Raw genomic sequence first — 22114 nt, 5'->3', positions numbered from 1 at the left:
CCCTATATATAGGTTCAGTGCCGCTGAAGGGCGCTCACGCCTCGCTTGAACCTCTCCTCATCACCTCCACGCTTCTACAGGGTATTTTTAAACCGTTGCAGGGCCCCAGGACGTACACCGCCCGCGGCTTCACCATCTCTAGGAGGTCCTCAAGCGGCTTGGCCCTGCGGTAGATGGGGGCCTTCACGAGGGCCCCCGCCGCGTATTTGTGGCCTCCGCCCCCCAGCCTCCCCGCCACCTGTGTGCAGTCGTAGGGGCTGTCTCTGTGGGCGCCGCAGTAGAGCCTGTAGGTCCTCCAGCCCCTCTTGACTAGTATGTTCACGAAGGAGGAGCCCCTCTTCTCCAGCTCTATAGCTAAGGCGCGGTAGGAGATGCCGAGGCGCGTGGGGCTGTAGATGACCAGGACCTCCTCGGGGGGTATCGCCGCCGCGATCTGCTGGACCAGCCTGTCCCTCTCCAGCCCCCTCTGGGCCGCCGACTTGAGGGGCTCCTCCTCAAGCGCCGCGAGGCCCCTCTGCGCCAGCTTCTCCACCGCGGCCAGCTTCTCCCGCATGTCTGCATATCTTATGGCCAGGTCCAGGAGCTTGACCTTGGGGTCTCTGACGTCTGCGGTGTCTGTCTGGACGGCGGCGTCCACGAGCTGCCGGGCCACCTCGTCGTTTTCGAGGCCGAGGGCTTTGGCGGCTAACACGGCGGCGGCTGGGGCGTCTGGGTCGTAGAACTCGACCTCGGCGCAGGGCTTGTTTGTCTTGTGGTGGTCGGCTCTAACCCTCGCCTTGCCGGGGCACGGGAGGTCCGCCACGAAGTCCCACCTCAGCGCCTTGACCCACCACCTCCTCACGTCGGTGGGCCCCGCCAGCACCACGGCCCCCCGGGGGTAGGCCCTCTTGAAGAGGGCGGCGGAGGCAACGCCGTCTACGTCGCCGGCGTCGCAGAGGGCGAGCGGCCTCCGGGCTAGCTTGGCCTTAAGCGCGGTCAGCAACATACGCCGCCGTTAGACATAAATTTATTTGTCTTTCTAGAGGCGTTGAGGCTGGGCTACTTGGGGAGGAGGAGCCTTTTCGAGGTGGTGAGGAGAGTTGCCTTCAACGTCGCGCTTTTTGAGCGGGGCGATATAACCGTCGTAGACGCGATGTACCGGGAGAGGGGGGACGTGGTTCTGAGCTGCGGCGACTACCGCTGCGTCGCGCGGGAGCTCTTCACGGCTCTGCCCAAGCTGCTGGGGGGCGGGAGCCTGGGGGTGGACCTAGGCGCGGCGAGGAACGGGCTGGCCTACGTCTGGCGGGGGGAGCCCGTCTTACACGCCGTGGTTGACTGGCAGACGGTGGAGGCTGTGCTGCGAAACGCGGGGCCTCTCGAGATATACATCGGCTCCTCCCCCTACGTAGACGTCAAGAAGGCCGCCGCCTTGGCCGGCTGCCGGGAGGTTAGGCTGGTGGACGAGCTAGCCGCCAGCTGGTCCAGGAGGTGGATCAGGGCGAGGTACCCGGAGCTGGAGGAGGACGAGGTGGACGCGCTGGCCTTCACCTACTACGGCGGGGTGGCCGCCTCCATATGCTAATATTACCGCGAAACTCTAATAAACGGGGGCCTGGGGAGAGTCGGTGTTTGTGGTGAAGTGCGACTCGTGCGGGTTTGTGCTATATAGGGGGCCCGACCCCAAGACGGTGGAGGCTGTGCTCAAGATGTGGGGCGGGGTGTGCCCCAAGTGCCTCTCCCCCCTCGAGAGGAGGCCGATAAAGATAGGGATCGGCCTCGTCAAGAAGGTGAGTTAAAGATATATTGGGGGGGCCTCCCGCCCAGCCATGGACAGAAGGGAGAAGTTGCTGGTAGTTGTTCCCGGCCTCCTGGCGGCGTTTGCCATCGCCCTCTACGCCAGGATGTATAGGGTGTTTCTCTGGGGGTGGTGGCTGGACGAGTTCGACCCCTACGTGAGGTACTACCTGGCCAAGTACATGCTTGAACACGGCGTTGGGTGGTGGTGGAGCGGCGCGCAGTTTACCCAGTTCTGGCACCCCTACGGCATAGACTGGGGCAGGGTGCTCCTCCCGGGCACCTCCCTCTACGGCCTCTTCATCTACGCCCTCCTGCGCCCCTTCGGGGTGGATCTGTGGCACGCCGTCATAGCGGCCCCGGCGGTGGTGAACTCCCTAGCCGTCTTCTCCATGTTCTACCTGGGGTACAGGGTGGGGGGCGAGCTGGGTATACCAAACGGCGGGGTTAGAGTTGGCCTAGCCGCCGCGTTGCTCACCGCCATAGCGCCGGCCTTCGTCGAACGCGGCTTCGCCGCCTGGTTCGACGACGAGCCGATAAGCCTCTTCCTAATCCCCCTGGGCCTTGCCCTGTTGATAGACGGCCTTAGGAGGCCGTGGGCCGGGGCTTTGGCAGGAGCCGCGTTGGGCTACGTGGTGTGGACGTGGGGTGGGCACTTCTACGTCTGGAACCTAGTGGGCCTATACGCCATGGTCCTCCCCGCCTACTACTACCTAAAGCTAGCCCTGGCGAAGCCGGGGAAGAAGAGCAGGCCCCCGGAGCTGCCCTTCGACGCGAGGAACTTCTTCCTGTCCTACCTCCTCTTCTACGCGGTGTACGCGGCCTTTGTGGCGTCTATACCTAGATACGGCGTGCACACGGTGGCGAGCGCCTTCAACATACTGCCGACTTTCGGCCTCGCCTCGGCGGCGTTGACGTGGGCGCTTGGCTTAAAGCTCGGCGCCGCCAGAACAGCCGAGCTACTTAGGCGCTACATATGGGCCGTGGCGGGCGTCGTAGCCGTCGGCTTGGCGGCGTTCGCGGCGGCTATCGCCGCTGGGCTCATCGGAGGGAAGTTCCTCGCCACCCTCCTGCCCTTCGGCAGATCGGCCATCGTGGCCAGCGTCGCGGAGCACTCGACGACTCAGTTTATACAGATCTTGAGTAGGTACGGCCCCCTAATCCCGTTCATAGTGGCCTCTCTGCCGTATCTCTTCACGCCCAGCGGCTTGCTGGCGCTGACTTACCTAGTTACCGCGGGCTACGCCGCCGCCACCATGGTGCGCCTCCTCGTGCTCCTGGCCCCCGGCGCGTTGATCGCGGCCGCCGTGGGCATGGTTAAGCTCTTTGACAACAGGAGGTTTGGCCATATCGTAATGGCGGCGGCCGTGGTCTCCACAGTGATGTTGCTCTCCGCCGTGATGCCGGCCGTCTCGCAGGGCCAGGGCTTTGTCCTAGGCCTCGCTAGGCAGCCTACACAGATAGCCACCTCGGCCGTTGGGGCGGTGAGCGACGACTTCATAGACGCGTTGATGTGGCTTAAGACCCGTCTGCCGCCTTACGAGCCCGTGGCGTCGTGGTGGGACTACGGCTACTGGATTTCTGTCGTCGGGAACAAGACGAGCCTCGCCGACAACTCGACGATAAACGCGACGCAGATCGGCGAAATAGGCCTTGCGTTTATGGCGCCGCCTCAGGTAGGCGCCGCCATATTTACAAAGCAGTTCGGCACCAAGTACGTCCTCGCCATCATGCCCTACGCCATATACCCCGCCACCTTGCCCACGGGCCTGCAGACGCCTCTGCTTGTGCACGAGTATCCGCCTGGCGGCGACTTCCTAAAGTCCTACTGGATGACGAGGATAGCTCTGGAGAACGTGCGCGACGCCGCGGATGTGTTAAAGGCGCGCGGCATGAGCCCCGAGGACTATATATACACGAGGGCGATGTCTTACCCGGGTCCTCCACCTAACGCGGCGTATGCCTACTTCACCATCGGGGGTAGCTACTACCCAGTGCCGCTGGATTTAAACAGGACGTTGTACGCTATGCTCTTCTCCAAGGAGAGGTTCTTCCCCATATATGGCAACTACAGCCAGTTCCTCCCCTGGATCTTCGAGGGCGTGGAGCAGCCAGGCGGGGGCTTCACGTCGTTTAGATCTCTGAGGCTCGTCGGGGGCAACGTCTATCTGCCGACCGACATAACGCCGCAGCTCCAGAGCTTGGGGGCCTACGTGATTAAGGGCTGGGACCGCGGCGGGGTAGACGTAGTCGTTGACCCGTTGACGAACGCCACCCAGAGGATCCCCCTGGTTACGGCCGACCCGCGGCCTCTGAGGCTTGTGTACGTCTCCAAGCCCTACGGCTGGGTGGTGGTGTACGAGGTGGAGGGGAGCTAGGGCCCCCCGAGGAGGTCTTTCAGAATTCTCTCCTTTGTCTCCTCTCTGACGGGGAGGGCGCCCGTCGACAGCTTCTGCAGGATTCTATACCTCTGGTATTTATCCTCCGGCGAGTACTTGGGCGGGTGCGGCACCTTGACGGGGCCTCCGCACCTGGGGCACCTCTCCTTAGACAGCGTGTAGGCCCCGCATTTTGTGCAGCGCCTCAGGAGCGACCTCATTCTAGGCGCTGCACCGTGGCTATCACCTTGTGCTTCTTCTGCAACGTCTGTAGTATGTTGGCCAGCTCTGTGAAGGCGGCCTCCACCTGCTTAGGCGCCTGGCCCACGAGGTCTACGCGGTACCTCGGGGGCCCCACGACGTATATCTTCGCGGAGACGCCGGGGTACTTCTCATGTAGGGCTTTCGCCAGCTCCCCCAGGGCGGCTTTTATCCGCTCCGCCCCGTCTCCCTCGACGCTGACGGCCTTTATTATGCCGGATATCTTGGTGGGGGGTATCTCCACCTGCTGCCTCGCGAGCTCCGCGATCTGCTCCTTGAGCTGGGGGTCCAGCTCCAGGTCGTCGAGGACGTGGGGACCCGTCTTCACCACCTCTTCAAACACCTTGAAGGGGTCTCCGAACTGCTCCTCCAGGTACCACAGCGTCTTGAGCGCCTCCTCGGGGGGCCTGCCTAGCTTCTTCATGGCTATCTCGAGCATCTTGAGCACCCTGACCTTGTGGCGGTAGAGCAGGAGCTTCTTCTCCTTCTCGTCGACGCGGACGCGCTTCAGCGAAACCTCCACGACCCTCATCCTCGGGTTTACGCTGATTACCTTAAACACAGTCTTGTTGCCCTCCTTCACGTAGTCCCTGATGGAGTGGAACCAAGACTGTATGATCTCCTGGGTTGGGGCGAAGGCCTCCAGCTCGTACTCGTCGAGGTAGATGTAGGCCCCGTGTTCAGCTATCTTCTTGACGGTCCCTATCACCACCTCGCCCACGTCTGGGAGCTCCTTCCTCGAAAGCCTCATGGCCTCCGGGGGGCGGGGGTTTAAAACCCTACTCTAGGACCTTTATGACGTGTCCGGCGAGCCTCGCCTTCCCGCCAGTGGGCTGGGCGAGGACTCTGCCGCAGACTAGGCAGCGGACCACCATGGCGGCGTGGGAGAAGGTCACCTGCTCGTTGCCGCAGTCTGGGCACCTCACCTTTATGAACCTGGAGCGGGGCTGCGGGATTAGGGTTTTGCCGAATCTGGCGGGCATACTAGACCAGCTCCACCTTCTTCATCCTGCCGAGGCTCTTCACGGTTTTGTAGCCGCACTTGCTACATGTAAAGACGAGGGTCACCTTCTTGTTCACCTTGGCGAAGCGCTTCTGCTTCGGCTTGGGGGTGGAGCCGTAGCCCTTTAGCTTCCTCTCATACCTCCTCTGACCCTCGGCAAGCGTGCGCCTCTGGCCGGCGTGGTAGTTAGACACGTTGTGTTTCGTATATGTGTTGCAACGGGGGCAGTACATGTTGACGGCCTTGGGAAACTTCATGTGCTTGGCGAATTTGCGTCAAAATAAACCTTTCGCCTTAGGGGAACCTCCTCGCCACCCCCCTCTCCTCGAGGTCTCTGGCGTCTCTAGCCGGGAGCTTGGCGAGGTCCCCCTTGGCGAAGGGCCCTATCTGGACGAACTCCTCCGTCACGATGGCGGGGTGGGGGACCAGGAACTGCACCACCACGTAGTCCTGAGCCCTCCTCCTCTGCGGCCCGGCCTGTTTTATCTTGGCTATGGGGCCCACCAGCCTCTCCTCCTCGGCCGTCATCCTCCCCGGGACCCTCCCCTGGCTGAGCTCCCAGAGGATCTTCCTCGTCCTGATCTCCATTATCGTGAGGAGCATAGACGCCGCCTGCTCCTTCACTCTATCCTGGAGGGCCTGCGGAAGGGGGGACCTCTGGAGCTCCCTTGCGAACTCCTCGGCGGCTTCGGCGTAGGAGCCGTAGGGGGGGTCTGTCAAGAAGCGCGAGTTTACCTCGGCCGAGAGCCAGAGCCTCAGCTTCTCAATCATATATCTTGCCGAAGTCCTGCAGCTCTAAATATATTGCTAGATATGCGGGGAGGACCTTGACGTCTCCCTCCCCGGCGTCGATCCTGTCGAAGAGGACGGGCCCCCTCAGGTCCTTGGTGAACCTCACCTTTAGGTTGCCCTTCCTAAACGCGACCGCCTTCTCCACTATCTCGCCGGCGTCTTTCTCCAGGTCCTGCTGGGTTAGGGGGAGCGCCGCGAGGCCCGTCTTGCCGTTTAGGGAGCCTGGCAACCGGATAAGCCTGTGGATGTCCTGGGTGACCACCTCGTCTATCTCCACCTTCAACGCCCTGGGGTCCTCCACCCCCTGCCTAATCCTGAGGAGGTTGCCCTCGACCTCCTCCTCGTAGAGGAGCACCTTCCTCCTCCCAAGCTTGGCGGCGAAGCGGGTGGGGTCGAAGCCGGCTGCCTTTAGGTAGTTGACCAGCTCCCTCCTCTCCCTAGCGCCCAGCGCCAGCACCTCCTCGTCGGCGACGTGGACGTGGAATCCGCGGTTGCCGGAGAAGACTATGCGCCTGGGCTTCAGCCCCAGCTCCCTGGTCAAGACGTCGAGGAGCTTGTTGGCCTCCTCCCGCGCGTCGTTTAGACAGGCGATGGACACGAGCTTGCTCTCTCTACACGCCTCCGTGTCGAGGTGGTCGCCGTCTATGTCGAAGATCAGATCCGCCCCCAGCCAGCCCTTGCGCTCCATATCTCCCTCGTCCGGCCTCTCGTAGTAGGCGGAGGAGTGGTACATGTGCCTCGGCGTTTTCTCAACGGCGAACCTCCGCAGCTCCTCCACCGACTTGAAGGCCTTGTGCCTCACCATCCCCCCTCCGAAGGGCTGGAAGGCGAACTCCCTCTTCTCCACCGCGTCTACGTCGAACTTGGCGTAGTTCCTGTAGTAGTTGCGGAAAAAGACCTCGACTATCACTCCACCCTTGGGGCTAGGAAGTAGGCTATCTTGCCGCCGGCCGGTATGTCGAAGGTGAGCAACAGCGGCTTGGCTGTGGCAAGCTCGATGGTCACTATGTCGCTGATCTTCGACGTCCTCCCCACCATGTCCACGAGGTACTCCAGCGAGTACCTGGCAGACGCCGGCTCCTTCACGTCGAACTCGTAGACCAGCTCGCTGTTTTTGTCGAGCCTCACCTCCACCTCTCCCTTGTCGCTCGTCGCCCCTATCACCAGCGCCTCCTCGTTAGCCTCGAACTTCACCTCGTCCGCCACGGCGTCTGCGTCTTTTATCGCCGAAGCTAAGACGTCGCTTGCGGTTTTCACCATCGCCGTATACACCACCTTAGGCGTTGGGAGCTCCTCCCCCACCACCTCTATCGAGGGCAGGGTTATCGACCTCACGGACTTGCCCACCAGCTTGATCCTTATCCTCCCCTCCTCCACCTCCATGGAGATCTTGTCGCCTTTTTTGACGCGCCTGAGGATCTTCTTGAGGTCCTTGAAGTTGACCCCCACCCGCAGCTCCTCGACCTCTGGAAACTCGTCGAACGCCTCCTTAGGTATGGAGAGGTCAACCATGGCGGTCCTCGACGGGTCTAAGGCCCTCAAGTAGAGACCGTCGCTTCTAACGACGAAGTTGGCCTCCTCCACCAACACGGAAACGGCGTCGACGATGTAGGCGAATTCCTTGGCATCTAGATAGGTTATGACGTGTTTAGACATGACAACCACATTATCCCGGCTTTAAAAGATAGTGGGATATTACGACCGTCTGTCCCTAGGCGGTCTCACGCCTAGAGCGGCGCTCAATTCCGGCGCGGCAGGCTTTATTCGTACTCCCGCCAGGTGTGGCCGCACTTTGTGCATCTGTAGAACCTGGTGGGGGGCTCGTCCGCCGCCCTCGTCTGCTGGACCCAAACGTAGGCCTCGTCGTGGCCGCACTTGGGGCAACCCCTGGTCTTCGCCTTGGGTAGGTTCACCGGGTTGTCCGCAACCACTATCACCGGGTTTTTGTTCTCCACGGCGGCCTTGCTCTGGTACCTGCTTTTTACGTCTCCGGATGCCTCCTCCTCGTAGCCGCATTTGGGACACCTGAGCACCGTCTTATCTCCTCTTTTCACGGGGACGAGGAGGCTTCTGTCGTTTGGGCAGAACCTCATGACGCGTCTCAGCGCCAGGTGGTATATAAAAACTTTTACGAGGCAAAAATCTTATAAATCGGGGCTATAGCTGAGGCGTGACTTCGGTTAAGGACGTCCCTGCGGATCTGCTAATTGCAGAGCTGGCTAGGTACATAAGGGAGAACGTGCCGCAGGTGAAGCCGCCCGTCTGGGCGCCCTTTGTGAAGACGGGCGCCAACAAGGAGAGGCCTCCCATGACGCAGGACTGGTGGTACGTGAGAGCAGCCTCGCTGATGAGGAAGCTGTACCTCTACGGCCCGGTGGGGGTGGGGAGCTTGAGGACGGCCTATGGATACAGGGCGAAGATCGGCGATAAGACGAGGCCCGAGAGGACTAGGAAAGCCGGCGGGGCCATCATCAGGAAGCTACTGCAGCAGCTTGAGCAGGCCGGCTTCGTGGCGAAGACCAAGGGCGGGAGGGTGTTGACTCCGGAGGGCAAATCCCTCGTGGATAGGCTCGCGGCGAAGATAGCGAGGGACCTCGCGAAGGCTAGGCCGGAGCTCGCGAAATACCTAGCTCCCCCCAAGGAGTAATGGCTGAGGGGGGCTACGAAGATAGGGAGCTGGAGGAGCTCAGGAGGAAGAAGCTGGAGGAGTTGCAGAAGAAGGCCGAGCTCGAGCGCCAGGCCCAGATTGCGGCTGCCCAGAGGAGGATCGCCCTGAAGAAGATACTAACGCCGGCAGCCTTGGCGAGGCTTGACAACATCAGGGTGGTTAGGCCCGAGCTGGCGGAGGCGCTTGAGCAACAGCTGATCGCCTTGGCGTCCTCGGGCAGAGTTAGGGTGCCGATCGACGAGGACACCCTCAAGGAGATCCTGGAGGCGGTGTACAGCCAGTCGAAGAGGGAGTACCGCTTCAGGCTCTAAATTTTTAAATCCGCGTTTCACCCGGCGTTATGGCTCGTAACAAGCCTCTTGGCAAAAAGCTCAGGCTCGCCGCCGCCCTTAGGTCAAACAGGAACCCGCCCGTCTGGGTAGTGGCTAAGACCAAGAGGCGGGTTGTCAGATCCCCCGCGCGTAGACACTGGAGGAGGGTTAAGCTGAAGGCCTAGGCCGACTTGACCGCCTTCACTATCTCGCCCAGCTTTTCGGGGTTCTCCTCCGCCAGCGTGCCAGTGACGATTACGTTGGGCCTCTCCCGCGCCACGGCCCGCGCGGCCTCCCCGCTTCTTATGCCGCCGCCAACTATCAAGACCCTGGGGAAGGCCTTCCTCACGGCTTTGACCATCTCGGGGGGCGCCGGCTGGGGGGCGCCGCTGCCGGCCTCTAGGTAGAGCGCCTTGAACCCGATGTAGTTTGCGGCTAGGGCGTAGGCCGCCGCGATGTCGGGCCTGGTGTACGGTATCGGCTTGCTCATGGATACAAAGCCGGCGGCGCCGCCGTCGCCGACGATTACATACGCGGTTGATATGACCTCAAGCCTCGGGTAGTGTTTAGCCAGTAGGACGGCGCCGTGGACTTGAGCCCCTATGATGTAGTAGGGGTCTAGGGAGTTCAACACGCTGAGGAACAACACGCCGTCTGCCTCCTCGGTGAGTTGCGAAACGGAGCCTGGGAATATGACCACCGGCACGTGGGCAACGGATTTTATATCTCTGGCCACCTGGGCGATCTGGCTCTCCCTAATCCCTAGGGATCCGCCTACGAGGATGCCGTCTGTCCCCGCCTCCAGGGCGTATCTAGCTATCTTTAGATAGTCCACAGACTTATCTGGGTCGATCAACGTGAAGTGCTTCGTGCCTTCTAGCAGATATTCATAGAGCTTCATCTCCGCCTCCCGCCTCGCCGGACTTCGCCTTCTCGGGAGGGGCTATCTTCCCCTCGAGGTAGAGGTCTACAAAGGCGTTGTAGTAGTCTACGGGCATCCAGCCGGGCCTCTCCTCGAACTCGTGCCTCAAACCGCAGTTTCCGCAGACCACCAAGTAGCCGTCCTCCGTCTTCTTGACCGTGACCAGCTGGGCGCCGCAGTGGGGACAGGTGAAGATCTTGGGCAACGTCTTCTTAGGCCGTAGAAGCACCTTCCTCGTCTTCCTCCGTCTGCCCATGGGTTCCCCAGTAAGCCGCTATATAAATATAGATGGCCGCGCCCAAGAGGGCGGGGTTTGTTTCGCCGACAGATATCAGCCGTAGCGCCTCCGGTCACCTCATCGCCGTAACCCTGACAGCATCACCGCTTCTCAAGAGGCGCCAATTTTAAAAGGTTATCTGTGGATGTGTCCATGAGGTATCTCACGGGCTTAAACCCGGTTTCTAAGGTGGCCGACATCTTGCCCCAGGTAAAGAGGGTTGAGGAGGTGGAGAAGGTCGCCGCGTGGGACGCCGCCGGGCGAGTCGCCGCGAGAGACGTGGTGGCTCCCCACGACTACCCGCCGTATCCCAGAGCGGCCTACGACGGATATGCGGTGAGCTCGGAGGAGACGCCGGGGAGGTTCAAGCTCGTCGGGGCTGTTCTGGTGGGCCAGTACAGGAGGGACCTCGTCCTCGGCCGGGGGGAGGCCGCCTACGTCACAGTGGGGGCTTTCCTCCCCGAGGGGGCCGACGCAGTGGTTCCCGAGGAGGCGGCTAGGAAGGAGGGCGAGCTGGTGGCGGTGGAGAGGAGGTTTGAGAAATATGCCAACGTGGATCCGCCTGGCTCCTACGTGCGTAAGGGCACGGTGTTGCTGAGGCAGGGGACGGTCGTAACGCCTTTTGACGTAGTAGGCCTTCTCGACGTGGGGATAACCTCCCTATATGTCTATAGAAAGCTACGCCTTGGCATAATCGCGACGGGGGACGAGCTGGTGGCTCCGCCTATAGATCCAGAGGTCGCCGCCGAGCTTGTGATGAGGGGGAGGGTGATCGAATCCACGGCGTCTCTGGTCTCGTGGTATATACAGACCTACATGCCCTATGTGGAGGTGCGGGAGAAGGCGGTGTTGGGGGATAGACATGAGGAGGTCCGCGCCGCCGTGGAGAGGTTTCTCCAGCAGTACGACGCCGTTGTAATCACCGGGGGCGCGGGGCCTAGCGAGATAGATCACTTCTACAAGCTCGGCTTCGGAGGTCTGAGGGGCTTCCGCATGAAGCCGGGAAGGCCGACCAGCGTGGCCGTAGTCGGCGGAAAGCCGGTCTTCGGCCTCTCCGGCTACCCAATAAGCGCGCTCCACGGCGTGGTGAGGATCGTGGAGCCGGTCCTCCGCCACATGGCGAACGTGGCTAGGGGGCTTGGCCACGGGTGGCACTACGCGGTGATTACGCAGGACGTGCAGGGGGAGATGGCCCAGATCGTGAGGGTGAGGCTTGAGGTGGGCGAGGGGGGACTACAGGCAACGCCTATTAAGACGAGGCACCACAGTTTTACAGACCCAGACGCGTGCGGGGTGGCGCTGGTGCCCCCCGGAGGGGCGAAAAGGGGAGACGTGGTTCTGGTCCTCGCCTATCGGGACTTGAGGAGGGGCTAGGATCTGCACCTGTGTAGCTTGATGTGCCCCCTCTTGGCCAGCGTCTCCAGCGCGTACATTATATAGCCAAACCTCTTCTCTACATAGTCGCCGCCGTACCACTCCATGTGGGCTTGTATCATCTCGTCGAGACACCAGTCCGCCTTCCCGGTCTCCTTAACTATCTTCATTATGAAGCCGGCGGCGTCCTCCACGGCGTTCCACTGGTAGGCGAACCAGACCCACTCCTTGACCTCTATGGCGTAGTAGTCCGGCATGAACTTGGCGACGCTTGTGATAACCTGTAAAGCGGCTGTCTTAACCTCCGCTGGGCGGCAGCACTGCTCTATGGTCCTCTTCGCCAGCTCTATGCTGTCTCCGGTGTCTACTATGTCGTCTACCACCAGAACCCTCTTGCCGCTGAGGTCCACGTTAACTGGGTACTTGACGTACGCCTTCTCGGCGACTTGGGCGGCTGTGGGCCAGTGCACCACCTGGACGCTGAGGAGGTCGCTTACGCCGAGCCAGTCGCAGAGGAGACGCGCCGGCACGTATCCGCCGCGCGCCACAGCCACGATGACGTCGGGTTGCCAGCCGCTTTCTTTGATCCTCTCGGCGAGTTTCCTGCTCCATTCAACGATTTCGTCAAACGAGACGACTTTTACGGGGATCTTCGGCACGGTGGCCTTCTTCTCCGGCCACTTTAAATACGTTATTTACAAGGCTCCACGGCGATAAAGGTGGTTCCAAAGTCGCGGCATTTAACCAAGCCCTTAAATTCGAAATCGGAAGTGCGCAAAATGCCGCACTCCACGTCTAGACACTGGTTGAAGTGGAGGTTTCCCACCACGCACCTATCCCCCTCACACGCCGCGTACCGCGCCCTCTTCCTCCCCCCGTCGACCATCATGTTGAAGTTCCCCGCGGCTATGTATAGCCCCGCCACGTTGAAGGCGACGAGCCACCTCCCCACAACCCTGGCCACGATGTATGGAAGCGCCCTCAGTAGCCCTAGATCTACGGCAACTCCCCCCGGCACAACGACGGGGTCCAACGCCGCGTATATGCCGAACAGCATCAGCCAGCTGTCTCCGCCTGGGGGAAGCCTCCACCTCACGGCGCTGTATATGCCGTAGCGCATCGCCACCGCAAACCCCAGCCAGGACCTCTCCACCATCTCGAGAGCCTCGCCGAACCGCAACAGGCCTAGGAGCGCCGCCGTCTCTCTCCCAAAGCTCGGAGGCGCGTACGGCCGCCGCTCCCTCATCCCCCGCGCCACCAACACCCCCACCACATCTCTACACCTCCGGGGAGGCGGCGGGTCCCCCCGCCTGTATATCTCCCAAAGCGCGGGTGACCCCCTCACGAGCGCATATAGGTACTCCGCAAGACAGTCGCCTCCGTTGAGCCTGTCTGTGGCGTAGAGCTCGGAGAGCCTCAAGCCGAGGTTGAGGCCTTCGGCGTAGACCTCCCTGTAGAAGAAGCGCGGCACCTCGGGAGGGCCTCCGCAGAGGTACAGCCCCCCCACCTTCACCGGGCACCTCAGCGCCCGCCTAAGAACGACCAACCTGCCATCTAGGTAGAGGCCGTCCTCCCGCACCTCCACCCGGCCAACCACGCTGCTACTACCCAACTGTATCTTGCCGCTACCCACGAGAAGAGCTCTGTTGGGCGATATCTTGACGACGACGTCAGCGTTCAAATCCTCGCTCACCGGTCGCCTCTCGCCTCTCGTCACTCGGGAAGATTTACACAGAGGTTAAAATTCTTTAGCCGAGGCGTTTAGCCACCGGTGCCACACGCGGGACTGCATCTCCGCCGCGTGTGCACGGCGCAACGTTGAATATTTAAGCTCTGGCGTGTGTGGCGCTTATGGTGAGGAGGAGGAACTATAGGCCTCTGGCAGCGGTTGCGGTGTTGGCTGTGGCTGCGCTTGTGGCTGCCACTGTTACGTTTACCAACGTCACCTACTGGCTTATCAACGCCACTAAGCCGCCTGCCATGAAGTACCCCGGCGCGGACACCGCCGTGGCCGGCGGCCAGTACGTCAAAGTCAGCTACTACTACGACAGCGGACGCGGCGTAAACATCACGAGGATCTCCATCATAGGCTTCACAGGAGACCCCACCAACTACACCTCCGTCGTGAAGGTGTGCAACTACTACGGCACCACCCCCATAACAGCCTATCTGGTGTGGGTAGGCCAGGTGGGCACCACCGGCTATGAGGGGTACATAAAGGCCTTCCTAGTCAAAGGCCCAGACGGCAAAGGCGTAGGCTTCGTAGGCACAACCACATACACCCAGGCAGGCCCCTACACCATCAACCCAGGCGCCTGCATCGACATAGGAGCCTACGTCGCAATAGACCCAGCAATACCCCTAAGCCTAGCCAACGGCCAGACAATACTCGGCACATACCAAGTAAACATACAAATGAGCCCACAGTAACCCCCCCCCCCCCCTTTTCCCCAGTCGCACTCTGCTCATTGTCGGTTAGTCACTTTTCTCTCGACGTCTCAAGCCTTTTTCTGCGTTGAGCCCAGCTCGCCGGGAGGACGCGTAGGCGTCTCTTGCGTCTTCGTCTTTAGATCTCTCTTTCCCCTTGGCTGAGCCAGGTGAGCTTGGTCGGATCTATGTCCTCTCCGCGTTTTATGAGCGAGATCATGTTCCATGTTATAACGCCGATGATTATATGTCTACAGATCTTGCCCCCTATGGTGTTCCCCTCGCATGTGCATTTTGCGCCGTATTCCCCCACGGCCACGTAGTACCACACATCCGGCTTCTTCCTGGAGCGGACAGCCAGCCTAAGCCCAGCTATCTTCCCGCCTCTTTCCACGATTTCTACGATCCGCACGGTCTCAGGCGACACGTATAGGTAGAGATCCAGCACGTTCTCTATCCTCGTCCCCAGCGCTCTGGAGAGGGAGAGGAGGAAGCTTCTGACGCGTTCGTCAATTGGCGGCTGCATCTACAAATGGCCCGTCCCCCGCTATTATGGACACCCTGGAGTCGGGGTAGGGCTCTCCATACAGTATATACTTGAACCCCGGCACGTACCTCCCGAAGGTGAGGGCGCCGGCTATGTCCAACACACGGAGCCTCCCCCTTAGGTCGAGGAAGCCCCTGGCGGCGCCCTCGGCCGTAAACACCAGCTCAGCCGCCGAGCTCCCCAAGCTCCTGCCCTTGAGCCCCAGCCTTCTAACGACGTCGCAGGTCTTGTCAGGAAAGCCGTTGCTCACCGCCACAAACACCACGTTGCTCCTCACCTCCCTCCTCACGGGCCTGCCGTTTTTCCTAGCCCCCACGCCGGGCCCCGCCGTGTATACGTCCCCCGTGGGCGGTATGGCGACCGCGGCGTATTCCAGGTCGTGGAGGGTGCCCTCCCTGTTTCTCCCCGCCGCTAGGGAGACGGCGAAGAGGGGGATCCCAACGGCGAAGTTGAGGGAGCCGTCGAGCGGGTCTAGGACGAAGATGTAGCGCTCGTCTCCCCATCTATAGACCCCCCTTTCCTCGGCGTAGAGCACCCCTCCCTCTCTAAAGCTCTCCTTCAGCATCTGAAACACCATCTCCTCGACGGCCAGATCGGCCTCCCTAGTCACGTCGTCTCCCTTGTCTAAGACGACGGCCCTACCCCCGCCGCTTCTGAAGGCGGACATTAGGTATTGCGAGGCCCGCGCCACCGCCGCCTCCAAAACGCCGAGCACAGCTCAGCTTAATGCATTATTTAAATAGTACGCCTATGCGTCCACCGCCGATTTAAGACTGGGGCGTTGTTGCGACATGGAGAAGCTGAAAAAACGGTTCGTCATAGCGTCGGTGGGGGTCTTTTAGATTTTCACCCTTGCGTCTAGGAAGGCCTCGGAGAGCCCACCCCCATCCCCCGACAGCTCGAAGTCTACCACGTAGTCCACATATTTAGCCACGCTTGCTACCGCGGTTATGTAGTCCACCACGTCGTTGCCCGCGATCCTCTCCACGTCTCTTAAGCCGGACACCGCGAAGACCCTCGTCTTTATACGGCCGGAGTATATGCCGTAGATCACCTCCACTATGTCGCGGAAGGTCGTGGCGACTCTCATCTTGTCTTCGTCCAGCTCTGCCGGGATCGTGGTGGGCGGGTAGAGCGATAGGTAGTAGACGCCGCGCGCCGCGGCCAGCTCCTCCAGCCTTCTGGCGAGTCTCTTCTTGTCGGCGCTGTATACGCCTACTATCTGGGATTTATACAGCTCGCCCAGCCCAAGAAGCGCCGCGTCGTCCACAAGGGGGGTCTTCGCCACGGTCGGTCTTTTGTTTGGGTATATGTACACCAGGCCGACGCCCTCTACTATGTCGAACAGTATCCGCTCGCTGGGAGGGGCGAACCTGGATTTCACAAGCTTGATGTGCCGCACGGTGTGGCCCAGCGCGTTTTCCCTACTTCCAACCCGGACTAGGCTGTCGGCTATGTAGAAGACCTGCCTCGGGACGCCCTCCACGACTCCTATTATCGGCATCTCCTTAGACAGTTGGTAGAGGAAGCCGTGGACCAGCTCCTCCAGCTTCTCCCCCTGCGGCGCCAGTCCGTTTACCGTGTCTACCACGAGGGCCTCGTACTCGTGTATGTGGTCGGCTATAAACTTGGCGATGTTGGTCCTGAAGGCTCTTGGGAAGTCGTATACGTAGAACTTCTCGGCGTTGGCCCCCACCCTAAGAAACGCGTTTTTCAGCGTCGAGGGAGGCTCGTTTGTGCTAATCCAGAGCACCCTGTTTGCGATCCTGTCGGCTAGCTTGGCCGCCACGCTGGTCTTCCCGCTACCAGGCGGGCCGTAGATCGCCGTAAAGCCCTTAGACGCAACCTCCTGGATGGTAAGCACACGGAGTTTCCGGTGTATATTTTAAAGCTTACAGCACGTTTTAAAAGACGCCGCAAGCACCTTCAGCATGTAGTTCTCCAGTATCCCCCCGGCCCTCTTGGCGAGGCGCTCCGGGTCGCCGCGTTCCTTAGCCATAGGCGGGACGAGGTACGCCCGCCGCTGTGTGACCACCACGCCGCCTACAGATATGTTGAAGAGACCCGCGTTGAAAAACTCGCCGAGTAGGCAACCGAGGCAGTTGTAGAAGCGCCTGGGGAGGTAGGCAACGACGTCTTCATATATGGGGAACTCCACACAGTCTCTACATTCGCCGCCCTCCCTGCACCTCATGGCGTAGACTGCCCCCTGCTCCGTCACAGCCACGTGGTAGTCCCCTATAGATGTGGCGCACTCGAAGTCCCTTCCCCTGATCACGAAGACCGTGGACAGCACCTCGAAGACGGACACCGCGCCTACACTGAGGCCGGTTATTAAGGTTCCGCCTCTAGATGGGCCCGCCGGGATTTGAACCCGGGGTCACCCGCGCGTCAGGCCTCTGCGGGGCTCCGCCCCTGGGCATCCTACCGCTAGACTACGGGCCCTGGGGGACGTCCTTCCCCGAGTTTTTAAGCTTTTTGCCGATACGGCGCTAAAACTTAGCGGGCCCGGTGGGATTCGAACCCACGACCTACGGGTTTCCACGGGCGGCAACCGCCCCTAAGAGCCCGCCGCTCTACCAGGCTGAGCTACGGGCCCTGCGACCTAGAGTTGGCAACTTTATAAGCTTTTCTTCTCCAGAAAGATTTATATAGGCGGTCTCCCCAGGGCAGATGGAACGGAGAACGAGAAGGGGGCCGCCCCACGGGCGGCACGGCCCGTCTGGGCCGAAACCGGTTAAGGAGGGAGACGTGGTTGAGGTCGAGATCGTGGAGAAGTCCAGGAGGGGAGACGGCGTAGCTAGGGTCGAGGGCTTCGTGGTGTTTGTGCCTGGGGCTGAGCCCGGGCAGAGGGTTAGGGTTCAGATCGAAAAGGTGGGCGACACCTACGCGGTGGGTAAGGTGGTCACTTGAGCTTAACGCTTATGCGGTACTCGTCGACTCTCCCGCGTGCTTTTTCTCTCCTCTCCCTGTGGTCTTTTAGAAATCTCGTGATCTTTTCGTAGAGCCTCAGCTTGCACTCTCCGCAGAGCATGGCGCCCGACTTGCAGTCCTGCCGGATTTTCTCCACGGAGGCGTCGTCTGGGTCGAACAACATGTGGTAGTGGAAGACGGGGCATATGTCTGGGTCTCCGCCGTATTTACGTTGCTCCTCCGCCGTGGGCCGGCCTCCGGTGAAGGCGTTCATTATCTTCCTCTTTACGGTCTTCTCGTCGTCTATAGTATATATCGCCGAGTCGGGGTTTGAGGCGGACATCTTGCTCTCCCCCGTGAGCGCCATTATGAACTTCGAGTAGAGCGTGGCGGGCTTGGGGTAGCCGAGGCCGTCGGCTATATCTCTCGCCAGCCTGAAGTAGGGGTCTTGGTCGATGGCGCATGGTATCAACACGGGGGTGGGCTGGCCTCGGAGCTCCGTGGGGAGGAAGGCGACGGCTATCTGTAGCGACGGGTAGAAGATGAGGCCTATGTTGGTTGAGTCGGTGAAGCCGAAGGTGGCCTTGACGGTGTTCCAGGTGAGCTTCTTGGCTACCCTCACCGCGATTGGGTAGAGCGGCTTGATGTCTTTTGTGTCCACTATGAGGTGTAGCTTGTCGGGCGTGAAGCCCAGGGCGATTATGTCTAGGGCGTTTTCGTATGCCCAGCCGGTGGCCTCGTCGAGCTTCATATCCGGGTCGTCGTAGAACTTCTCGTCGTCTGTCATCTGGAAGTAGACCTCAAGGCCGAACTTGTCCGAGAACCACTTCAGCAGTATCCACGGGACCATGTGGCCTATGTGTACAGGCCCGCTTGGCCCCCTCCCCGTGTATAAAGCCCAGGGCTTCCCCTCCCCGTGCCACTTCAATATGGCGTCGAAGTCTCTATGGGCGTAGAAGAAGCCCCTCCTAATCAGGGGGTGCACCTCGCCCGCGTATCTTTCGAGTATCGACACCTCGGCCTGCGTGAGCCGCCGCGCGCCGAAGTGCTGAAGGAGCTTGTCATAGTCGACTCTCCCTCTTACCTCCCACGGCGTAACTACGAAGTCTTCCCCTTTTACGTCCACCCCATGGTGCTGGGGCCCGCCTCCCTTTTTAAATTAAGCCGCCGAGCGCCCGCAGGCGGCGTTTTCGCCGGCGGCTCCGGCTGAGTGGCGCAGGGTGGGCCCCCCTCGCCTTCCCCAACCGCTAGGCGGGTAGTTGCCCCTTGTCTAGGAGGTAGGAGATGGTCTGCGCCCAGCCGGCTAGGCGGCCGAGGCGGCGGGTTGCCTCAGCTCTTAGACACCGGGCAGAGAGGGGGCACCGCCCGCATGTGTACCTGCGGCATAGCTCAGCCCGAGGAGCTTCGCCGGAGAGCCCCAGCTTTGGGGCTGTCCGCATGAAGTGTTTATCCACGGGGGCGGAGGTGGGGTCGCCGGTGTAGAGCAGGTAGAGGTCCGCCACCTTGGGGCCCACCCCCCTTATCTTCAGCAGCTCATCTCTGGCCCGCGGTTTTCCCAACGCCGTGAAGTCCTGTATAGCCTGGGGAAGGCGCTGGAGCTGGTAGCTCCGCCCGACCGACGGGGCGAGCTGGGCGATCCTCCGCAGATCCTCGGAGCGCTGGAAGAGGCGGCGGGTCCACCTCAGCACGTTGCCGTGGTAGTCGGTGTTCTGGGTGAGGAAGGCTACGACGAAGAGGAGGTCCTCGTCGCCTGGGGATGTGGATATGCTTACGCATCCTCCGTATCTCTCGACGAGTTGGTGCACTATATCGCGCGTTTTCCCCTCGGCGTCGTTTATATATCTCCAGGGGTTGTACCACCGGCCGGATATATAGTGGTCGTCCTGCGCCGCCACGCCTTTCCTCACGCCGAAGATCTTAACGTAGCGCTCGTCCAGCAACGCCAGCGTTAGGCTGGGGTATAGAGTGAGGCGGAGGCAGTCAGAGTTCATATCATGAAGGCCGGAATGCCGCTCGGGGTCACGGCGCGGATGGGCTTAAGTCCGCGGGTCTCCATGAGCTTCACGACGTGTGGGTAAAGTATTACGTACTCAACGTCGAGGCACTGTGGTAGCCGGGGGTCCACCGCCTCTAGCCTTCTTTTGAGATCCCGCTCGCTCTCCTCCGTGGAGAAGCCCAACATCGCCGCTGGGTAGACGTCGCGGCACGGCGTTAGGCCGCTCTCCAGGAGGTGCCTTATGGCCTCCAGCTGCCTGTGGAAGTAGGCTCTGGGGGACCTCGTAATTTTCTCGAACTCCTCGGGCGTCGCCCCCTTTATCGAGACCCTAACCACCGCGTTGGGCCTCGCCGCGAGCTCCCTGGCCAGCGCCCTATCTATGAGGATCCCGTTTGTCTCCACCACGAAGACGTAGTCCCTCAGCTCGTCTATAACCGCAAGCGCGTGTCTAGGCGCTATGAGGGGCTCCCCACCCGATATCCTCACCTGCTCATAGCCTCTCTCCCGCGCGATCTTCCTCAGCCTCTCGGCCACCTCCTCCGGCGGCATCCACTGGCCCGCGGTGAGGACGAAGGAGGTGTTCCTCCACGCCCAACACATTCCACAGCGCAGGTTGCAACCCACCACGTCGGCGGTGGCTATCCCCCCGTACCACCTATCCGCTCTGAACCTCCTGTAGCGTCTATACACCACCCCTCCCTCTGCCTTCACCGTATATCTTTCCACGAGCTCAAGCAACCTCTCCGGGTTGATCACATAAATCCCGACATGTTTTTTAAATTTACTTTGCCTGTAAAATGTACATAGAAATCTATATTAGGATGGTATACAAATAACACATATGCTCAAAACGATTAACCCTAAGAAATGCACGCCAGATAAAGAAAAGAAGCCCGAGCTGTACTGGGGCTAGGGCTTTTTGGTCCACGAGCCTTTGTTCCTCAAGCCTTGTTGCGGCTCCTCCAGGCCCGCCGCAGTTGAGCAACCGCGTACAGCCATGTGGCGACGGCCCTCCTCTCCGCCGGTTCCCGAAAACCGCCATTGGCCTCTCCACGCCTCGATACAGGCTGACGCCTCGGGTACTGCCTGTGCTACTAAGAGCCACGCCGTGTATCTCAAACTGAGGCGTTGAACCTGGCGAGAGAAGCTCGGCTCTGGCGAAGGCGCCGTGAGTAACACCTATATTATTGAGGGGATTCCGTAGAGGGTCTCTAACGTTGCCTAGGCAATGTTTATTAACGCGTTTTTCCACCTTTCCTGTGTCTGAGGAGAGGAAGGTGGTGGCCTCGCGGGAGTACGTCATCAGCTTGAGGAGGGCCTACGTGGTGTCTAGGACGAAGAGGGCTAAGTACGCCGTTGGCCTAATTAGGAGGTTTGTGGCTAGGCATCTGAAGGTGGAGCCCAGCGCTGTAAAGATCGGGCAGAAGTTGAACATGGAGCTGTGGTCCCGCGGCATAGAGAAGCCGCCGAGGAGGGTGAGGGTGTCCGTCGAGAAGTACAGCGACGGCACGGCCTTGGTGGAGCTGAAGGAATGAGCTTCGATGTAGCTCCCCTTAAGGTTTTTGGGAGCTCCTCTGTGGGGGTTTTCCTGGCGACTAACAACTCCGTGACTTTTCTCCCCCCCGACGTGCCTGAGAAGATAGATGACGTCGTGCGGAGCACCCTCCGTACCTCTGTGGCTAGGTTTTCGGTTGCTAGATCTCCGCTGTTGGGCATCTTCCTCGTGTTGAACGACAACGGCGTGGTTCTCCCCTCCCTTGCTCTGGAGGAGGAGGTGAGGCTGTTTAAATCGCTTGGGCTCAACGTGGGGGTGGTCAACAGCAGATATACGGCGATCTCCAACCTGGTCTTGGCTAACAACAAGGTCGCCGTGGTATCCCCCCTGCTTGAGGCGGAGGCGAGGAAGGTGGTATCTGACGTCCTAGGCGTTGAGGCAGTCGTCGACACAATCGCCGGAAATCCGCTCGTCGGTTCGCTGGCTGTGGCTAACTCCAGGGGGGTGTTGGTGGCGCCGGAGGCCACAGACGAGGATTTGAAAAAGCTGGCTGGGTACTTCAACGCGAGGGTGGACGTGGGGACCGTCAACAAGGGGAAGAGCTTCCTAAGAGGCGGCTTGGTGGTGAACGACAGAGGCGCCCTGGTGGGGGATGAAACGGCGGGTCCGGAGCTGATGAGGATAACGCAGGTCTTGGGCTAGGCGGCGACAAACTTATAAGGGTTTCTGTTGAGGCTGTCATGCCTAGGATTTATAGGGTTGTGGGCGAGACGGCGACTGGGATGAGGTTTAGGGTTGAGGTGACGGCTGAGAAGCCCTACGACGCGGTTGAGAAGGTCTACTCGCTTATAGGGAGCAGGCATAAGCTTTCGAGGGTTCAGATCAAGATCAGGGAGGTCGCCGTCGTGTCGCCTGAGGAGGCTAGGTCTGACGCCGCTAAGTTGCTGATGGCGGTGGATAGGGTGGTGAGGTATTGA

32 protein-coding genes and 2 tRNA genes are annotated in these 22114 nt (G+C 60.6%); 12 read left to right on the top strand and 22 right to left on the bottom strand.

The window, feature by feature from the left end; translation table 11 throughout:
• Positions 1-34: 34 nt before the first annotated feature.
• Positions 35-985 carry a DHH family phosphoesterase gene (locus TNEU_RS08550; protein WP_012351033.1) on the bottom strand — a complete coding sequence of 317 codons (951 nt, stop codon included), beginning with the start codon at positions 983-985 and terminating at the stop codon, positions 35-37.
• 42 nt (positions 986-1027) lie between these two features.
• Between TNEU_RS08550 and TNEU_RS08545 the strand changes: the two genes are divergently transcribed.
• Genes TNEU_RS08545 through TNEU_RS08540 form a run of 3 tightly spaced genes read left to right on the top strand, consistent with a single transcriptional unit; the run spans position 1028 to position 4151 of the window.
• Positions 1028-1561 (top strand): hypothetical protein, encoded by a 534-nt coding sequence (locus TNEU_RS08545; RefSeq protein WP_148682429.1) that lies wholly within the window; start codon positions 1028-1030, stop codon positions 1559-1561.
• 43 nt (positions 1562-1604) lie between these two features.
• On the top strand, positions 1605-1775 hold the full coding sequence (locus tag TNEU_RS10325) for a hypothetical protein (protein WP_012351031.1): 171 nt from the start codon (positions 1605-1607) through the stop codon (positions 1773-1775).
• A gap of 30 nt (positions 1776-1805) precedes the next feature.
• Positions 1806-4151 carry an STT3 domain-containing protein gene (locus TNEU_RS08540; RefSeq protein WP_012351030.1) on the top strand — a complete coding sequence of 782 codons (2346 nt, stop codon included), beginning with the start codon at positions 1806-1808 and terminating at the stop codon, positions 4149-4151.
• Here the strand turns inward: TNEU_RS08540 and TNEU_RS08535 are convergent.
• The 8 genes from TNEU_RS08535 to TNEU_RS08500 form a co-directional block, all read right to left on the bottom strand.
• A complete protein-coding gene (locus TNEU_RS08535) occupies positions 4148-4372 on the bottom strand; it encodes an RNA-protein complex protein Nop10 (protein ID WP_012351029.1) in 225 nt (74 codons plus the stop codon). The two genes, TNEU_RS08540 and TNEU_RS08535, sit on opposite strands and share 4 nt — an antisense overlap.
• Positions 4369-5163: a translation initiation factor IF-2 subunit alpha gene (locus tag TNEU_RS08530; protein WP_012351028.1), complete on the bottom strand. Its 795-nt coding sequence runs from the start codon at positions 5161-5163 to the stop codon at positions 4369-4371. Before TNEU_RS08530 ends, TNEU_RS08535 begins: the two co-directional genes overlap by 4 nt.
• A 28-nt stretch (positions 5164-5191) precedes the next feature.
• Positions 5192-5395 carry a 30S ribosomal protein S27e gene (locus TNEU_RS08525; protein WP_012351027.1) on the bottom strand — a complete coding sequence of 68 codons (204 nt, stop codon included), beginning with the start codon at positions 5393-5395 and terminating at the stop codon, positions 5192-5194.
• 1 nt (position 5396) lies between these two features.
• Positions 5397-5672, bottom strand: a complete 276-nt coding sequence (locus TNEU_RS08520; protein WP_012351026.1) for a 50S ribosomal protein L44e — start codon at positions 5670-5672, stop codon at positions 5397-5399.
• 37 nt (positions 5673-5709) lie between these two features.
• Positions 5710-6186 (bottom strand): DNA replication complex subunit Gins51, encoded by a 477-nt coding sequence (locus tag TNEU_RS08515; protein ID WP_012351025.1) that lies wholly within the window; start codon positions 6184-6186, stop codon positions 5710-5712.
• Positions 6179-7117: a DNA primase catalytic subunit PriS gene (gene priS, locus TNEU_RS08510; protein ID WP_012351024.1), complete on the bottom strand. Its 939-nt coding sequence runs from the start codon at positions 7115-7117 to the stop codon at positions 6179-6181. Before priS ends, TNEU_RS08515 begins: the two co-directional genes overlap by 8 nt.
• Positions 7114-7863 (bottom strand): proliferating cell nuclear antigen (pcna), encoded by a 750-nt coding sequence (gene pcn, locus TNEU_RS08505; RefSeq protein WP_012351023.1) that lies wholly within the window; start codon positions 7861-7863, stop codon positions 7114-7116. Before pcn ends, priS begins: the two co-directional genes overlap by 4 nt.
• A 104-nt stretch (positions 7864-7967) precedes the next feature.
• Complete coding sequence (locus tag TNEU_RS08500; RefSeq protein ID WP_012351022.1) at positions 7968-8300, bottom strand: transcription factor S; 333 nt, start codon at positions 8298-8300, stop codon at positions 7968-7970.
• A 77-nt stretch (positions 8301-8377) separates the two neighbouring features.
• On the opposite strand from TNEU_RS08500, the gene TNEU_RS08495 reads away from it, so the two are divergent.
• From TNEU_RS08495 to TNEU_RS08485, 3 genes are read left to right on the top strand one after another with little or no spacing between them, the layout of a single operon-like run.
• Positions 8378-8854, top strand: coding sequence for a 30S ribosomal protein S19e (locus TNEU_RS08495; protein ID WP_012351021.1), 477 nt, complete (start codon positions 8378-8380; stop codon positions 8852-8854).
• Positions 8854-9186: a DNA-binding protein gene (locus TNEU_RS08490; RefSeq protein WP_012351020.1), complete on the top strand. Its 333-nt coding sequence runs from the start codon at positions 8854-8856 to the stop codon at positions 9184-9186. The genes TNEU_RS08495 and TNEU_RS08490 overlap by 1 nt, the downstream gene beginning before the upstream one ends.
• A gap of 29 nt (positions 9187-9215) precedes the next feature.
• The gene (locus TNEU_RS08485; RefSeq protein ID WP_012351019.1) at positions 9216-9371 is read left to right on the top strand and encodes a 50S ribosomal protein L39e; all 156 of its coding nucleotides are present in this window, start codon (positions 9216-9218) and stop codon (positions 9369-9371) included.
• On the opposite strand, the gene TNEU_RS08480 is transcribed toward TNEU_RS08485, so the two are convergent.
• Positions 9368-10087, bottom strand: a complete 720-nt coding sequence (locus TNEU_RS08480; protein WP_012351018.1) for a phosphoglycerol geranylgeranyltransferase — start codon at positions 10085-10087, stop codon at positions 9368-9370. The genes TNEU_RS08485 and TNEU_RS08480 overlap by 4 nt on opposite strands.
• Positions 10074-10364: a hypothetical protein gene (locus TNEU_RS08475; RefSeq protein ID WP_012351017.1), complete on the bottom strand. Its 291-nt coding sequence runs from the start codon at positions 10362-10364 to the stop codon at positions 10074-10076. Before TNEU_RS08475 ends, TNEU_RS08480 begins: the two co-directional genes overlap by 14 nt.
• A gap of 174 nt (positions 10365-10538) precedes the next feature.
• Between TNEU_RS08475 and TNEU_RS08470 the strand changes: the two genes are divergently transcribed.
• Positions 10539-11759 carry a molybdopterin molybdotransferase MoeA gene (locus TNEU_RS08470; protein WP_012351016.1) on the top strand — a complete coding sequence of 407 codons (1221 nt, stop codon included), beginning with the start codon at positions 10539-10541 and terminating at the stop codon, positions 11757-11759.
• Here the strand turns inward: TNEU_RS08470 and TNEU_RS08465 are convergent.
• Positions 11756-12418 (bottom strand): phosphoribosyltransferase, encoded by a 663-nt coding sequence (locus TNEU_RS08465; protein ID WP_012351015.1) that lies wholly within the window; start codon positions 12416-12418, stop codon positions 11756-11758. The genes TNEU_RS08470 and TNEU_RS08465 overlap by 4 nt on opposite strands.
• Before the next feature lie 32 nt (positions 12419-12450).
• Complete coding sequence (locus TNEU_RS08460) at positions 12451-13452, bottom strand: hypothetical protein (RefSeq protein ID WP_012351014.1); 1002 nt, start codon at positions 13450-13452, stop codon at positions 12451-12453.
• A 158-nt stretch (positions 13453-13610) separates the two neighbouring features.
• Between TNEU_RS08460 and TNEU_RS08455 the strand changes: the two genes are divergently transcribed.
• Complete coding sequence (locus tag TNEU_RS08455) at positions 13611-14189, top strand: hypothetical protein (RefSeq protein ID WP_012351013.1); 579 nt, start codon at positions 13611-13613, stop codon at positions 14187-14189.
• Between the two features lie 136 nt (positions 14190-14325).
• On the opposite strand, the gene TNEU_RS08450 is transcribed toward TNEU_RS08455, so the two are convergent.
• The 6 genes from TNEU_RS08450 to TNEU_RS08425 all read right to left on the bottom strand — a co-directional run bounded on the left by TNEU_RS08450 (position 14326) and on the right by TNEU_RS08425 (position 17332).
• Positions 14326-14712, bottom strand: coding sequence for an SWIM zinc finger family protein (locus TNEU_RS08450; RefSeq protein WP_012351012.1), 387 nt, complete (start codon positions 14710-14712; stop codon positions 14326-14328).
• Positions 14696-15448 carry an inositol monophosphatase family protein gene (locus TNEU_RS08445; protein WP_012351011.1) on the bottom strand — a complete coding sequence of 251 codons (753 nt, stop codon included), beginning with the start codon at positions 15446-15448 and terminating at the stop codon, positions 14696-14698. The genes TNEU_RS08450 and TNEU_RS08445 overlap by 17 nt, the downstream gene beginning before the upstream one ends.
• A gap of 123 nt (positions 15449-15571) precedes the next feature.
• A complete protein-coding gene (locus TNEU_RS08440; RefSeq protein ID WP_012351010.1) occupies positions 15572-16597 on the bottom strand; it encodes an RAD55 family ATPase in 1026 nt (341 codons plus the stop codon).
• A 21-nt stretch (positions 16598-16618) separates the two neighbouring features.
• Complete coding sequence (locus TNEU_RS08435) at positions 16619-17044, bottom strand: hypothetical protein (RefSeq protein WP_012351009.1); 426 nt, start codon at positions 17042-17044, stop codon at positions 16619-16621.
• Between the two features lie 42 nt (positions 17045-17086).
• A tRNA-Val gene (locus tag TNEU_RS08430) sits at positions 17087-17178 on the bottom strand.
• A 58-nt stretch (positions 17179-17236) separates the two neighbouring features.
• Positions 17237-17332: transfer RNA gene (locus tag TNEU_RS08425), tRNA-Lys, on the bottom strand.
• Between the two features lie 74 nt (positions 17333-17406).
• Between TNEU_RS08425 and TNEU_RS08420 the strand changes: the two genes are divergently transcribed.
• A complete protein-coding gene (locus TNEU_RS08420) occupies positions 17407-17646 on the top strand; it encodes a TRAM domain-containing protein (RefSeq protein WP_012351008.1) in 240 nt (79 codons plus the stop codon).
• Here the strand turns inward: TNEU_RS08420 and TNEU_RS08415 are convergent.
• The 3 genes from TNEU_RS08415 to TNEU_RS08405 all read right to left on the bottom strand — a co-directional run bounded on the left by TNEU_RS08415 (position 17639) and on the right by TNEU_RS08405 (position 20398).
• Positions 17639-18772, bottom strand: coding sequence for a tryptophan--tRNA ligase (locus tag TNEU_RS08415; protein WP_012351007.1), 1134 nt, complete (start codon positions 18770-18772; stop codon positions 17639-17641). The genes TNEU_RS08420 and TNEU_RS08415 overlap by 8 nt on opposite strands.
• Before the next feature lie 121 nt (positions 18773-18893).
• On the bottom strand, positions 18894-19637 hold the full coding sequence (locus TNEU_RS08410) for an HhH-GDP family DNA glycosylase (RefSeq protein ID WP_012351006.1): 744 nt from the start codon (positions 19635-19637) through the stop codon (positions 18894-18896).
• On the bottom strand, positions 19634-20398 hold the full coding sequence (locus tag TNEU_RS08405; RefSeq protein WP_012351005.1) for a radical SAM protein: 765 nt from the start codon (positions 20396-20398) through the stop codon (positions 19634-19636). Before TNEU_RS08405 ends, TNEU_RS08410 begins: the two co-directional genes overlap by 4 nt.
• A gap of 503 nt (positions 20399-20901) precedes the next feature.
• Here TNEU_RS08405 and TNEU_RS08400 point away from each other — a divergent pair.
• Genes TNEU_RS08400 through rpl18a form a run of 3 tightly spaced genes read left to right on the top strand, consistent with a single transcriptional unit; the run spans position 20902 to position 22114 of the window.
• Entirely contained in the window at positions 20902-21177 is a 276-nt protein-coding gene (locus TNEU_RS08400; RefSeq protein ID WP_012351004.1) for a 50S ribosomal protein L31e, read from the top strand.
• Entirely contained in the window at positions 21174-21839 is a 666-nt protein-coding gene (locus TNEU_RS08395; protein WP_012351003.1) for a translation initiation factor IF-6, read from the top strand. The genes TNEU_RS08400 and TNEU_RS08395 overlap by 4 nt, the downstream gene beginning before the upstream one ends.
• 38 nt (positions 21840-21877) lie before the next feature.
• Positions 21878-22114, top strand: a complete 237-nt coding sequence (gene rpl18a, locus TNEU_RS08390) for a 50S ribosomal protein L18Ae (RefSeq protein ID WP_012351002.1) — start codon at positions 21878-21880, stop codon at positions 22112-22114.

This window comes from Pyrobaculum neutrophilum V24Sta, assembly GCF_000019805.1.
Lineage (GTDB): Archaea > Thermoproteota > Thermoprotei > Thermoproteales > Thermoproteaceae > Pyrobaculum > Pyrobaculum neutrophilum.
The sequence above is the reverse complement of the archived record's forward strand: the minus strand, read 5'-3'. Positions and strand labels throughout refer to the sequence as shown.